The organism is Microbacterium sp. NPDC087868, from assembly GCF_044900755.1.
Taxonomy (GTDB): domain Bacteria; phylum Actinomycetota; class Actinomycetes; order Actinomycetales; family Microbacteriaceae; genus Microbacterium; species Microbacterium galbinum.
The window spans coordinates 13,500-27,646 of the sequence record NZ_JBJDNO010000004.1; the positions used below are offsets into that span (position 1 = coordinate 13,500).

9 protein-coding genes are annotated in these 14,147 nt (G+C 71.6%); 5 read left to right on the forward strand and 4 right to left on the reverse strand.

Features of this window, described 5'->3' with window-relative positions; all coding sequences use genetic code 11:
* Positions 1-19 precede the first annotated feature (19 nt).
* On the reverse strand, positions 20-4,786 hold the full coding sequence (locus ACI2JZ_RS13940; RefSeq protein WP_404598151.1) for an ATP-dependent helicase: 4,767 nt from the start codon (positions 4,784-4,786) through the stop codon (positions 20-22).
* Positions 4,787-4,855: 69 nt separating this feature from the next.
* Between ACI2JZ_RS13940 and ACI2JZ_RS13945 the strand changes: the two genes are divergently transcribed.
* Positions 4,856-5,263, forward strand: coding sequence for a DUF6157 family protein (locus ACI2JZ_RS13945; protein ID WP_247956783.1), 408 nt, complete (start codon positions 4,856-4,858; stop codon positions 5,261-5,263).
* Between the two features lie 44 nt (positions 5,264-5,307).
* The gene (locus ACI2JZ_RS13950) at positions 5,308-6,378 is read left to right on the forward strand and encodes a hypothetical protein (protein ID WP_404598153.1); all 1,071 of its coding nucleotides are present in this window, start codon (positions 5,308-5,310) and stop codon (positions 6,376-6,378) included.
* A 15-nt stretch (positions 6,379-6,393) separates the two neighbouring features.
* Here ACI2JZ_RS13950 and ACI2JZ_RS13955 read toward each other — a convergent pair whose 3' ends face one another.
* Positions 6,394-7,995 carry an ABC-F family ATP-binding cassette domain-containing protein gene (locus ACI2JZ_RS13955; protein WP_404598154.1) on the reverse strand — a complete coding sequence of 534 codons (1,602 nt, stop codon included), beginning with the start codon at positions 7,993-7,995 and terminating at the stop codon, positions 6,394-6,396.
* 282 nt (positions 7,996-8,277) lie between these two features.
* A complete protein-coding gene (locus ACI2JZ_RS13960) occupies positions 8,278-8,934 on the reverse strand; it encodes an alpha/beta hydrolase (RefSeq protein WP_404598156.1) in 657 nt (218 codons plus the stop codon).
* A gap of 93 nt (positions 8,935-9,027) precedes the next feature.
* Here ACI2JZ_RS13960 and ACI2JZ_RS13965 point away from each other — a divergent pair, with 93 nt between their 5' ends.
* Positions 9,028-9,639 (forward strand): DUF4916 domain-containing protein, encoded by a 612-nt coding sequence (locus tag ACI2JZ_RS13965; RefSeq protein WP_247625226.1) that lies wholly within the window; start codon positions 9,028-9,030, stop codon positions 9,637-9,639.
* A gap of 138 nt (positions 9,640-9,777) precedes the next feature.
* Complete coding sequence (locus tag ACI2JZ_RS13970) at positions 9,778-11,601, forward strand: hypothetical protein (protein ID WP_404598157.1); 1,824 nt, start codon at positions 9,778-9,780, stop codon at positions 11,599-11,601.
* A 27-nt stretch (positions 11,602-11,628) separates the two neighbouring features.
* Here the strand turns inward: ACI2JZ_RS13970 and ACI2JZ_RS13975 are convergent, their stop codons facing one another.
* Complete coding sequence (locus ACI2JZ_RS13975; protein ID WP_336642192.1) at positions 11,629-12,693, reverse strand: low specificity L-threonine aldolase; 1,065 nt, start codon at positions 12,691-12,693, stop codon at positions 11,629-11,631.
* A gap of 62 nt (positions 12,694-12,755) precedes the next feature.
* Between ACI2JZ_RS13975 and ACI2JZ_RS13980 the strand changes: the two genes are divergently transcribed.
* On the forward strand, positions 12,756-14,147 hold the full coding sequence (locus ACI2JZ_RS13980; protein WP_404598159.1) for an MFS transporter: 1,392 nt from the start codon (positions 12,756-12,758) through the stop codon (positions 14,145-14,147).

A 14,147-nucleotide genomic window follows, 5' to 3' on the forward strand; every position in this document is an offset into this window, starting at 1 on the left:
GGGCAGAGGCGGGTGCGGGTCACACCGCCTTGCGGAGCGTGAAACCGCGCGGTGTCGCGACGAACCCGGCATCCTGCAGGGCGAGAGCGAGCGGGGTGCCGTAGACGCCCTCTCCGTCGATCTTCTCGACGGTGAGAGTGTCGAGCCGTCGAGCGCGGGCGGTGGCGGCGAGGTCGGCGGCGGCGGCGCGCAGCACCTCGGCGTCGTCGGTGAAGGACAGAACCGTGCGCCCGCCGCGCTCGAGGTACAGCACGAGGGCGCCGTCGACGATGACCACGAGCCCGCCGGCCTTGCGCCCGGGGCGGTGCGAGACGCCGTCGCGGCGGGGCCAGCCGAGGGCCGCCCCGTAGGGGTTCGCGGGGTCGGTCGCGGCGAGGGTGACGGTCTTGCGGGGCGGCGGGTCGGCGAGACCCGCGAACGTGCGCAGGCGGTCGACGGTGGCGGATGCCGCGAACTGCGCCGCCCCCAGCTTCTCGATCACGTAGCCGCGGCGGCAGTGCCCGGCCTCCTCGAAGCCGGCGAGCACCCGGTACGCCTGGGCGAACCCGCCCGGTACGCCCTCGGCCTGCACGGCACCGCGCGTCACGACGCCGTAGCGGTCGAGCAGGAGCCCGGCGGTCACGGTCGCACGGCGGGCGGGGTCGGTCTCGGCGGCGGGGAGGAGCGACCAGCGTCCGCCGATCGCGGTGGGGCGCGCGGGGGTGCGTCCCAGGGAGACGCCACGGTACGTGCGCGTGCGCGGGGCGCGGCGAGTCACCCGGTGCGCCTGCGACCCGCCCGCGAGGAGCGAGCGGATCGGAGCGAACGTGTCGTTGGTGACGTGCCCCGACCAGGTGAGCGACCACAGCGCCTCGAGCACCGACTGCTCGTTCTCGGCACCGGTCATCTCCTTGAGCTGCGCCGCGAAGTACGCACCGCCGATCCCACCGGCCGCCCCGATGCTCCCGCCGGCCCCGGGGGTCGCGGCGTCGTCGCGTGCACCCGGCCCGCCGAGAGCCCCGAGCAGACGGGCTTCGAGCGAGTCGGTCGCGATCTCCGCGTCTGGCTCGGGAAGGGTGAACGGCGCGAGATCAGCGGGGTGCAGCGACACCCATCCGTCGCGTCCGGGGAGCGTGCCGTGCCCCGACCAGATGACCTCTCCCGAGGAGGTGAGTTCGTCGAGCATGCCCGGGGTGTAGTCCCGCACACGGGAGGGCAGCACCAACGACTCCCAGGCGCTCGCGGGGATGGGCACCCCGGCGAACTGCTCGATCACGGCGAGCACGCCGTCGATGCCCTCGAGCGGGCGGGTGAGGTGCTGCCAGTCGGGTAGGAAGCGCGCGTACGCTTCGGGCGAGACCGGTTCGACGCTGCCGCGGATGGCAGCCAGCGATCGCATGCGCAGGCGGCGCAGCACCTCGGTGTCGCACCACTCGATGTCGTCCCGGGTTCCTGCACCCGCTCCCGCCGCCCCGGAGGAGTCGGTGGCCGGGGCCGATGCCTCGGGCAGGAAGTAACCGCTCGTGAGACGGCCCGCATTCTCGAGCCGCTGGAGCGTGTGCCGCGCGACGGCCGCGCCGATGCCGAAGCGGGTGGCGACGGCATCCGTCGTGAAGGGGCCGTGCGTGCGCGCGTAACGCGCGACGAGGTCGCCGAGCGGATCCACCAGCGGCTCGAGGAACGCGACCGGGATGCCGGTGGGGAGCGCCGCGCCGAGCGCATCGCGGAGGCGCCCGGCGTCTTCGATCGCCGCGATGCGCTGCACCCCGGCGATCGTCACGGGGATCGCGCGCCGGGCCTGCACGAGCGCGTCGAGGTGGGCCGCGGCGATGGCCTCGTTCGGTTCGTGATCGTCTTCCGGTTCGTGATCGTCTTCCGGTCCGCGATCGGCGTCCGATTCGCGATCGCCCTCCGGCGCGAGCCGCGCGGCGACCTCGGCGGCGTCGAGCGGACCGAGCAGGCGCAGCAGATCGGCCGTGCCCTCGAGTCCGCGCGCGCGGCGCTCGGGGTCGAGGCGCTGCGCTTCGCGTTCGAACTGGACGATGACCTCGGGATCGAGCAGCTCGCGCAGCTCGACGGTGCCGAGCAGCTCGCCCAGCAGGGCGGGATCGACCGAGAGCGCGGCGGCCCGGCGCTCGGCGAGCGGGGAGTCGCCCTCGTACATGAACGCGCCCACGTAGCCGAAGAGCAGGTCGCGGGCGAACGGCGAGGGCTGCGCGGGCTGCGTCTCGACGAGGCGGATGCGCCGGTCGGCGATCGAGGTCGCGAGCCGCCGCAGCGAGGGCAGGTCGTAGACGTCCTGCAGCACTTCGCGGAGCGTCTCGAGGATCACCGGGAACGTCGGATGCCGGCGCGCCACCTCGAGCAGCTGCGCCGAGCGCTGGCGCTGCTGCCAGAGCGGGGTGCGGCGGTTGGGGTTGGTGCGCGGCATGAGCAGCGCGCGAGCCGCGCACTCGCGGAAGCGCGAGGCGAAGAGCGCCGAGCCTCCGACCTCCTCGGTCACCAGGTGCTCGATCTCGTCGGGGTCGAAGACGAACAGCTCGGCGCCGGGCGGTTCGGCCTCGGCATCCGGGATGCGCACGATGATGCCGTCGTCGCTCGCGACCGCAGACCCCTCGACGCCCAGGCGTTCGCGCACCCGGGCGTTGATCGCCAGCGCCCACGGTGCGTGCACCTTCATGCCGTAGGGGGAGTGCAGGATCACGCGCCAGTCGCCGACCTCGTCGCGGCCGCGCTCGACCGTGAGCGTGCGGTCGGTCGGGAGGGTGCCCGTGGCCTCGCGCTGCTCGCTGAGGTGGGCGAGCAGATTCGCGCGGGCCTGCTCGTCGAGCCCGGCGTCGATGAGGCGCTGTGCCGCCTTCTCGGGGGTCGCCGCCGACACCTCGCGCGAGAACGCGCCGAGGGCCTCGCCCAGTTCGAACGGTCGCCCGATGCCGTCGCCGTGCCAGAACGGCACCTTGCCGGGCTGGCCGTACGCGGGGATCACGTTCACGCGGTCGTGCGTGATCTCGGCGATCCGCCAGCTGGTCGTGCCGAGCGTGAACACATCGCCCACGCGTGATTCGTAGACCATCTCCTCGTCGAGCTCGCCGACCCGGGCGCCCGTCGACTCGCCCGCCACGAACACCCCGAACAGCCCGCGGTCGGGGATCGTGCCGCCGCTCGTGACCGCGATGCGCTGCGCGCCCGGACGCCCCGTGAGCGTGCCGGCGTCGCGATCCCAGACCAGGCGCGGGCGCAGCTCGGCGAACTCGTCGGACGGGAAGCGCCCGGCGAGCAGATCGAGCGTCGCCTCGTACGCCGACCGCGGGAGCGACTGGAACGGCGCCGAGCGGCGCACCGTGTCGAACCACTCCTCGACGCTGATCGCTCCCAGCGCGCTCGCCGCGACGGTCTGCTGGGCGAGGATGTCGAGCGGGTTGCGGGGCACCTGGATGGCCTCGATCTTGCCCGCGAGCATCCGCTCGGTCACGATCGCGGTGTGCAGCACGTCACCCCGGTGCTTCGGGAACAGCGCTGCGCGGCTGATCTCGCCGACCTGGTGCCCGGCCCGGCCGACGCGCTGGAGGCCCGATGCCGCCGACGGTGGAGCCTCGACCTGGATGACGAGGTCGACGGCCCCCATGTCGATGCCGAGTTCGAGGCTGCTCGTCGCGACGACGCAGCGCAGCACGCCCGACTTGAGCTCCTCCTCGACGAGAGCGCGCTGCTCCTTCGAGACCGAGCCGTGGTGCGCCTTGGCCAGCACGGGATCGGCGCCCGCGGTGGCTCCCGCCTGCGCCATCATCTGGGCGGGGACCGTCTGGTCGGGCAGCTCGACACCGGTGCGCTCGGAGTAGATCTCGTTCAACCGGCCGGTCAGGCGCTCGGCGAGGCGGCGCGAGTTCGCGAACACGATCGTCGAGTTGTTCTGCAGGATGCGATCGACGATCGCCTCCTCGACGTGCGGCCAGACCGATCCCGTCACCTCGGTGTACTCGGCATCCGCTGTCGGGGAGTCGGCGCCGCTGCCCGGAGGCGGCGGCGGATTCGTCATGTCGTCCATCGGCACGACGACGCCCAGCTCGAAGGTCTTCGATGCCCGGGGCGCCACGATCTCGACGGGCGCGGAGCCGCCGAGGAAGCGGGCGACCTCGTCGATCGGGCGCACGGTCGCCGAGAGGCCGATGCGCTGCGCCGGGGCCTCGGCACCGTACGACGACCGCAGCGCGTCGAGGCGTTCGAGGCTCACCGCCAGGTGGGCGCCGCGCTTGGTGGCGGCGACCGCGTGCACCTCGTCGATGATGACGGTGTGCACGCCGCGCAGCGTCTCGCCCGCGCGGCTCGTGAGCATGAGGTAGAGCGATTCGGGCGTGGTGATGAGGATGTCGGGCGGATCGGAGACCAGCTTGCGCCGGTCGCTCGAGGTGGTGTCGCCCGAGCGGACACCGACCGTCACCGTCGGCGACGGAGCCCCGAGCCGCCGGGCCGACTGCCCGATGCCGACGAGCGGGGAGCGCAGATTGCGCTCGACGTCGACGCCCAGCGCCTTGAGCGGCGAGATGTACAGGATGCGCGTGCGCGGGGCGTCGTCCTTCTTCTTCTTCGCGGGTGCATCCGGTTCGGCCATGCGCTCGCGGAAGACGCTGTCGATCGCCCAGAGGAACGCCGACAGCGTCTTGCCCGAGCCCGTGGGCGCGACCACGAGGGCGTGTTTGCCCGCCGAGATCGCCTCCCACGCACCCGCCTGCGCGGGAGTGGGCGCGGGGAACGCACCCCGGAACCAATCCTGCGTGGGCGGGGTGAAGCGCTCGAGCACGTCACTCATACGTCCATCTTGGCCCGGGCCACCGACATGGGCTCGACGGTTGTCGGAGGCGGGGCGCATGCTGTATCCATGGCGCACACCACGAACTACCGCGACGCGTTCATCGAGGTCGCCGAGGACTGCCCGACCGATCACGCGGTCGAGCCGCCCGCGAGCGAGAAGCCCACGATCGCCGCCCTGCACTACCGGCTGATCGCCGAGCATCCGTACGGCCGCACGTCGGACGACGTGGTGTTCGAGACGTTCGCCCTGCGAGCGGGAATCGCCGTCGACGACGCCGTCGAGCGTGCCCTGTTCTTCTCCGTCGGGCGCCCCTGCCTGCGTTCTTCGCCGCTCGGCAAGCGCTACGGCTGGGGCCTCCACCACGACGCTCAGGGCCGTGTCGCCCTCGTCGCGCGCGAATCCGACGACTATGCGCTCCACGCCGCCGACCCCGAGATCTCCCACATGCGGGCGATGCGGAGCAGGCGGCCCTGACGGCATGACCGATACGGTGCGTGCAGATCGACCAGGGGGAGACGATGACCGATCCGCATGCACCGCAGCCTGCCCACGGCGTTCCGGCGCCGCAGAATTCCACGCCGCAGCATCCATCGCCGCCTCATCCCGGCGCGCACCCCGGGCCGCCGCGCCGTACCCGCGCGGGTGGGTGGATCCTCCTGTGGGTGTTCGTCGGAGCCGCGGTCCTCGCGGCGGTGATCGCCGGTGTCCTGGTGGCGGTGAACGGTGCGAACCGCGGGCCGAGCGCCGGTGAGGTCGCCGAGCAATACCTCCAGCACATCGCCGACGGCGACGCCACCGCGGCCGCGGCTCTCGTGGCACCCCGGCCGCAGGAGATCGAGAAGCTGGACGACCCGTCGATGCTGACCGACGAGGTGCTCGGTGCCGCGACCGAACGGATTCGGGACGTCGTCGTCGATGCCCCCGCAGACGCCGATGACGCCGCGAGCGTCACGAGCGTGGACGTGTCCTTCGCCCTGGCGGGAGAGCGGCACGACACGACCCTCTCGCTCGCCCGCGACGAGGAGTCCGGGCAGTGGCAGGTCAGGACTGCGCTGACCGACCGCTTCATCGTCACGGAGGAGGACCCGGCGTTCCTCCTCGGCGGTGTCGAGACGCCGACGGTCGATTCGGGCGAGGTCCTGCCGCTCGCGCTGTACCCGGCGGTGTACCCGGTCGCGGCGATCGATGACACGTTCTACGAGACGGATATCGACGAACTCGTCATCACCGGCGCGCCGGACGGAGCGCGGAAGGTCGCCGTCGTCCCGAACGCGAACTTCTCGGAGGAGGTGCAGCGCCAAGTCGACGCGCATCTCGACGAGTGCGCCACGCAGACCACCTGGCGGGTCGACGGATGCCCGTTGAGCGCACCGCTCGACGCCCGCACCGTCGAGGTCGAATGGGCCGTCGACACCTACCCGACCGTCGAGTTGCTGCTCGACGGCGAGCTGTTCGTCGCACGGGGAGGAGCCGTCCGGGCCGTCTACGCCCCGTCGGATGCCGCGGAGCCGGTGACCTTCGAGGGCGAGCTGTCGACGAGCGGCACGGTCGAGGTCAGCGGGAGCGCGCTCGTCGTGACCTTCGAGTGAGCGCGCTCCGGCCGCTCACACCTCCTGCAGCATCCCCTCGCCGTCGATCTCGAGAGTGAGGTCGAGAGCGAGACGGGAGAGGAAGGCGTCGTCGTGGCTCACGACGAGCACGGCGCCGCGGTACGCCGTCAGCGCGTCGACGAGCTGGTCGACCGTGTCGAGGTCGAGGTTGTTCGTCGGCTCGTCGAGCACCACGAGCTGCGGCGCGGGATCCGCCAGCAGCAGCGTCGCCAGCGCGACGCGGAAGCGCTCGCCTCCCGACAGGGCCCCCACCGGCCGGTCGGCCGTCGCTCCGCGGATGAGGAAGCGTGCGAGCCGATTGCGCAACTCCTTCTCGGGCACGTGCGGGGCGGCCGCGGCGATGTTCTCGAACACGGTGAGCGTCCCGTCGAGGCCGTCGACCCGCTGCGGCAGGTAGCCGATGTGATCGACGTGCGCGGCGGCAACCGCCCGTCCGTCCTCCGGCGCGGCCCCGGCGACCAGGCGCTCCAGCAGGGTCGTCTTGCCCGCACCGTTGCGCCCGATCAGCGCGACCCGCTCGGGGCCCTGCACGACCCACGACCTCTCCGCATCGGCGATCGTCGCGATGCGGCGGCTGCGCGAGACCTGCGGGTCGGGAAGCTCGATCTTCATCGACGCCTCGGCGCGCACGCGGCGCCCCGCCTCATCGAGGGCGGCGCGTGCGGCATCCTCCTTCGCCCCGACCTCGGTGCGCAGCTTGCCGGCCGACACCTCCGCGGCCATCTTCCGGCCGTGCGCGATGATCTTCGGCACGCGCTTCTCGATCTCGGCCTTGCGGGCCGTGCGCGCACGGTGCGCGAGCTTGGTCTCCGCCTCGATGCGCTGGCGCTTCTCCTTGCGCACGACCTGGGCGGCATCGCGCTCGGCCTGTCGCGCGGCATCCTGCTCGGCGTCCAGCCACGCGCGCCATTCGGAGTACGGCCCGCCGAACACGGTCAGCGTGCGGCCGAACAGTTCGGCGGTGTCGTCCATCCTGTCGAGCAGCGAGACGTCATGGCTGACGACGATGAGCGTGCCCTTCCATGACGTGACCATCGCGGCGAGCTTCGCACGGGCGTCGCGGTCGAGGTTGTTGGTGGGTTCGTCGAGCAGCGTGATCGGGGCGCGCCGCAGACGGATGCCGGCGATCGCCACGAGCACCGCCTCACCGCCCGAGAGCTCCCCGACGCGACGGTCGAGGAACTCGGGCGAGAGACCGGCCTCGGCGAGGGATGCCGCGGCTCGCGCCTCGATGTCCCAGTCGTCGCCGACCGCGTCGAAGTGGGCGGGGTCGACGTCGCCGGCCGCGATGGCGCGGACGGCGTCGAGTGCCGCGCCGACCCCGAGAAGGTCGGCGACGCGTCGTTCGACGTCGAGCGTGAGCTGCTGCGGCAGGTACGCGACGTCACCGGTGGTGGTCACCGTGCCCGCCGTCGGGTCGAGTTCGCCGGCGATGAGGCGGAGCAGGGTGGACTTTCCGGCGCCGTTGCGGCCGACGAGGCCGGTGCGACCCGCGCCGAAGGCGCCCGACACGGAATCGAGGGCGGTGGAGCCGTCGGGCCAGGCGAAGGTGAGGCGGTCGAGCGTGACCGATGCGTGAAGGGTGGGGGTTGACACGGTGTGTCTCCTGTCGAGTGCGAGGGTGCACTGACACCGGGCCTGCGCGGCGGGTCTCCTGCGCGGCGCCGTCGAAGGCGGGAGGAGAGCGGCCGGGTGGAGTCGGCGATCGTCGGGTCAGCGCGCGGAAAGAGGAGCGCGGAGGCGACGGATCAGATCAAAGGACTTCCAGACACGGCGGACAGGACGTGACGACGATACCCCCGGCGGATGCCGTCGTGCAACCCGGGCGTGTCGCGCCGGAGCGCCGTGACCGAGGGCCGCGCCCGAGCGCCGCGCGGGTCACTCGCCGGCGATGCCCTCGAGCCAGAGCGAGAGGAACTGGTGCACGTCGCCCAGTTCCTCTTCGGAGATGCTGTGCGTGAGCCCGGTGTAGACCCTGCCGGAGAGCGTGGAGTGGTCGGGGAGCCACAGCGAGGTGTGCGTGATGAGCGCCTCGGGGATCACGTCGTCGGCCGATCCGCGACCCCAGAACACCGACGGACGCAGCTCGCGCAGGGCCTCGTCGCCGGGCAGGTCGCCCGGGGTGGCGTAGCCGCTCAGGGCGACGACCGCGCCGAGCCGCTCGGGGGCGAGGCGCAGCGTCTGGAGGGCGACGGCCGCGCCCTGCGAGAAGCCGAGGAGTGCCACCGACGACGCGTCGGCGGCGGCGGCGTCGAGCCAGCGGAGGAACGCGCGGGCGGCGACCGTGACGTCTTCGGGCCGGCGACCGTTCAGACCCTCGATGGGGTACCAGGACCGGCCCGGCATCGGGAACGGAGGGGCGAGGGGTGCGGCGACGGATGCCACGGCGATGTTCGCGGGCAGATACGGGGCCAGGCCGATGAGGTCGTGCTCGTCGGCGCCGTAGCCGTGCAGCAGCACCAGCAGCGGCTTGCCCGTACGGTCGCCCGGCACCCACCGGGTCGCGGCGTCGTCGATCGTCAGCTCCTCGCTCATGCCGTCCATCCTGCCAGGGGTCGCCGACACCGGCCCGGCCCCCGGCGCGGCATGGCCATAGGGGAAGTCGGATGCTGCTGGTAGAAAGGACACATGGCGGTGCGCACACCTGATCCCGACCCCGAGCCCGACGACGACGGCCTCGGCGGCTTCGGCGACGGTGCGCCCCAGCCTCCGGCGCCCGACGCGAACCCCGGGTGGCTGAGCGACGTCGAGCTCGAGGAGGCGCGCCGGCACCTGCCGATGCTCTACGTCGAGGCGATCCCGGTGCGCACCGACGGATCCGGCCAGGTGAGCGAGATCGGCATCCTGCTCCGCTCGACGCCCCTGGGTGAGATGACGCGCACGATCGTCTCGGGCCGCGTGCGCTTCGGTGAGACCATCCGCGACGCGCTGTTCCGCCACGTCGAGAACGACCTCGGTCCGATGGCGTTCCCGCTGCTCCCGCCCCAGCCCTTGCCGTTCACGGTGGCCGAGTACTTCCCGATCCCCGGCGTGAGCGCCTACCACGACGACCGGCAGCACGCCGTGTCGCTCGCCTTCGTGGTGCCGGTCACCGGTACCTGCGAGCCCCGTCAGGATGCCCTCGAGGTCACCTGGTTCTCGCCCGAGGCCGCGGGTTCCGACGCGGTCTGGTCGGAGATGGAGGGCGGCCGCGGCACGCTCATCCGGCAGGCGCTCGCGAGCCTCGGCCTGCTGCGCTGAGCGCGCCGGCGGCGCATCGCATTCTGCATATGGCCTTCGAGGCCTCTGCCGGTGTATCTATGTCATAGGCGATCTGCTCCGAGAGAGCCGTGTTCGGCGTGATACTCGATCGCGTCCCGTCCCTCCGAGAGGATGCCCATGGCGATCCCCCTGCGCCCGCGCTTCGGTCGATCCGTTGCTGTCACGGTCGCCGCTGTCATGCTGGCGTCGATGCTGATCGCGGTGGCAACGACCGCAGCTTCGGCCCAGATCGCAGGAGCGACGGTGGCCGCGACCGAGCCGGCGTTCGCCTCCTTCGCGGATCGTCTCCCGCGGGCGGCCATCGCCGCGGCCGAGCGCGCGGCTCAGCCGACGGAACCCGTCGAGGGTGTTCCCGAGACGGGCGTCGTCGCCGGGACGGTAACGTTCCCCGCAGCCGTCGCCCTGGCGAGTGGGAGCACGTACGTCGTCGCGTACTCGCCGGGATCCGACGTGGCCTCACCGCTCGCGGCGGCCCCGGTCGGTGACACGGGGAGCTATTCCCTGCAGGTGCCCGTGGGCGAGGTCCTGCTCGCCGTCGTCTCGCGGGGACGTGCGGTCTTCGACCGCTGGGGTGTCGACTCGACGACTCCGGACGGCGCTGCGACCGTCGTCGTGGACTCGGCGGGTCTGGCGTACGACGTGGCTCTCACCGCGTCGGCGCTCGTCTCGGGATCGGTGACGGTCCCCGCCGGTGTCGATCTGCGGGGGAGGCGCATCGCCGTGGCCGTCTACCCCGGTTCCGGGACGGGCACAGTTGCGACCTCGGCGGACTACGTCTCCGACACCGGCACGTTCGCCGTCGGCGGGCTGCCGGCCGGGGATTACCGTGTCGCGTTCGTGTCGGCGGTGACGGGGGCGTCGTCCGAATGGTGGAACGACGCACCGGGATTCGCCCAGGCGGAACGCATCGTTCTGGGAGCAGCGACCGTCCGTACGGGGATCACTGCGAAGCTCGAGAGTCTGCGTCTGATGGAGGCGGCGACGCCGACGATCACCGGATCCCCGGCGGTCGGGCAGAAGCTCAGCGCATCGACCGGGTCGTGGACGTCCGGGGCCGCGCTCACGTATCAGTGGCTGGCGAACGGAGTCGCGATCTCGAAGGCCACCGCGGCGACCTTCGTCGTCCCCGCGTCGCTGGTCGGCAAGAAGATCTCGGTGCAGGTCGTGGGACGCAAGGCCACGTATCTCGTGACGACGCGGACATCGGTGGCGACATCCGCCGTCGTCCAGCCGATGACGGCTCCCGTGCCCAAGGTCTCGGGTTCGGCGATCGTCGGGCAGACGCTCACCGCGGCGGCCGGCACCTGGACGGCGGGAGCGAAGCTGACGTACCAGTGGTACGTCAGTGGGGTCGCGGTGCCGAAGGCGACGACGACGGCCTTCAAGATCCCGGCGACAGCAGCGGGCAAGACCATCACGGTCGTCGTGACCGGCACGAAGGCCGGGTTCGCTACAGCGGCGAAGCGTTCCGTCCCGACGTCCGCCGTGCTCGCGGTTCTCGCGGCCCCGACGCCGACACTGAGCGGCTCCGCCGTCGTGGGAAGCCGCCTCACCGCCGCCGCCGGTGCCTGGACCGCCGGCACCCGCATCGCCTACGCGTGGTACCTCGACGGGAAGGCCATCGCGAACGCGACGGGCTCCACGCTCTCCGTGACGGCGGGCATGGTCGGCAAGCGCGTCACAGTGCGGGTGACCGGAGCGAAGAGCGGCTACGTCACGGCGCAGCGGACGTCCACGGCATCCGCTGCGGTGACGTACCCGAACCGGACCACACCCGTCTCGTCGTGGGACTGCCCGTCGTGGGCGCCGATCAAGGGCAACGCCAGCTCGCACATCTATCACGTGCCATCCGGCGCCTACTACTCGAAGACGAAGCCCGAGGAGTGCTTCCGGACCGAGGCTGCGGCAGTGAAGGCCGGGTATCGCAAGTCGAAGCGATGAGCGCGCCCGCCGAGGCTCCGCGCGGCCTCAGGCCGTGAGGCGAGCGAGCTCGGCGACGAACGCGTCGACGTCGTCCTCGTGGGTGTCGAAGCTGCACATCCAGCGCACCTCGTTGCGCGCGGCATCCCAGTCGTAGAAGCGGAACGATTCGCGCAGCGCGTCGGCGACGCCGTCGGGCAGAGTCGCGAACACGCCGTTCGACTGGGTGGGCTGTGTGAAGGCGACGCCGGTGATCGAACCCGATGCGATGGCCTGCTCGATCTCGCCGCGGAGGCGGGCGGCCATGGCGTTCGCGTGACGCGCGTTGCGCAGCCACAGGTCGCCCTCGAGCAGAGCGATCAGCTGCGCCGACACGAAGCGCATCTTCGACGAGAGCTGCATGTTGAACTTGCGCGAGTAGACCAGCCCGTCGGATGCCTCGGGGTTCAGCACCACGACGGCCTCGCCGAGCATGGCGCCGTTCTTGGTGCCGCCGAAGCTGAGCACGTCGACGCCGGCATCCGTGGTGAAGGCCGCGAGCGGCAGATCGAGGGCGGCGGCGGCGTTCGAGAGGCGAGCGCCGTCGAGGTGCAGCTTCATGCCGCGCTCGTGCGCGTGATCGGCGATCGTACGGATCTCGTCGGCGGTGTAGAGGGTGCCGAGCTCGGTCGACTGGGTGATCGAGACCACCAGCGGCTGCGCGCGGTGCTCGTCGCCCCAGCCCCACGCTTCGCGGTCGATGAGCTCGGGGGTGAGCTTGCCGTCGTCGGTGGGCACCGTGAGCAGCTTGAACCCGCCGATCTTCTCGGGGGCACCGCCCTCGTCGACGTTGATGTGCGCGGTCGTGGCCGCGATCACCGCACCCCAGCGGGGAAGCATCGACTGCAGGCCCGTGACGTTCGCGCCCGTGCCGTTGAAGACGGGGAAGGCCTCGGCGCGCTCGCCGAAGTGGGAGCGAACGACCTCCTGCAGGCGCGCGGTGTACGCGTCGCTGCCGTAGGCGCCCTGGTGGCCGTCGTTGGCGGTCGCGATCGCGGCGAGCACCTCGGGGTGGATGCCGGAGTAGTTGTCACTGGCGAAGCCCCGGATCGCGGGGTCGTGCTGAATGGTCACCGACCCAGCCTATTCGCCCGAACCCGTATCGGATGTCGGTGGTCCTGAGTACCCTCGAACCCATGCAGCGGACCGCAGCGAACCGGGCGTTCCTCAACGTCCTCGTCAATACGCTGATCGCCAACGTGACGACCAGCTTCCTCTGGTTCGCGCTCACTTTCTGGGTCTACATCGAGACGCAGTCGGTGCTCGCGACCGGCGTCATCGGCGGCGCGTACATGCTGTTCGTCGCGTTCTTCGCGATGATGTTCGGAACGATCGTCGATCGGCACCGCAAGCACGCGGTCATGGTGCTCTCGAGCGTGATCTCGGCCGTGGCCTTCCTCGTCGCCGGAGTGCTCTACCTGTCGCAGCCCGAGGCGGCCCTGCTCGACCTGGGCGGCCCGTGGTTCTGGCTGTTCTCGGGTGTGATCCTGTTCGGCGGGGTGATCGAGCAGCTGCGCAACATCGCGCTCTCGACCACCGTCACCCTGCTCGTGCCCGAAGAGAAGCGGGCCAACGCCAACGGCCTCGTCGGCACGGTGCAGGGCATCGCCTTCCTCGTCACGAGCGTCTTCTCGGGGCTCTCGATCGGGTTCCTCGGCATGGGCTGGACCCTCGCGATCGCGATCGCCGCGATGGCGGTCGCCTTCGCGCATCTGCTCTTCATCCGCATCCCCGAGAGCGAGCCGCAGGCCGACCCCGACGCCAAGAGCGCGGTCGACTTCCGCGGCAGCGTGCGCGCGATCCGGCAGGCTCCCGGGCTGTTCGCGCTCATCATCTTCTCGACCTTCAACAACCTCATCGGCGGCGTCTACATGGCGCTCATGGACCCCTACGGGCTCACGCTGTTCGACGCGCAGACGTGGGGCCTCGCCCTGGCCTTCGCGTCGACCGGCTTCCTCATCGGCGGCGGCTTGGTGGCCAAGTTCGGCCTGGGCAAGAAGCCGATGCGCACCATGCTGCTCGTCGTGATCGCGATGGGGCTGCTCGGAGCGGTGTTCATGCTGCGCGAGTGGTGGTGGCTGTACGTGCTCGGCATGTGGGTCTACATGGCGCTCGTGCCGCCGGTCGAGGCGGCCGAGCAGACCGTGATCCAGAAGGTCGTGCCGTTCGAACGCCAGGGCCGGGTCTTCGGCGTCGCGGCGGCGATGGAGGCGGCGGCCGCACCCATCACGGCGTTCCTGATCGCGCCTCTCGCCGAGTTCCTCATCATCCCCTACATGGACGGCCGTGAGGGTCAGCAGCAGTGGGGCTGGCTGCTCGGCGAAGGAGAGGCCCGAGGCATCGCCCTGATCTGTCTGTTCGCCGGGCTCATCATGGTGGTCGCGGCGACGCTCGCGTTCTTCACGAAGTCGTACCGCAAGCTCACGGTGCTCTACGCCGAGGCTCCCGAGCAGAGCATTCCGGGCGAGGGCGAGGGCGCATCGGTCGACGATGCCCCGCCGGTCGTCCCGGGAGCATCGCAGCTCTAG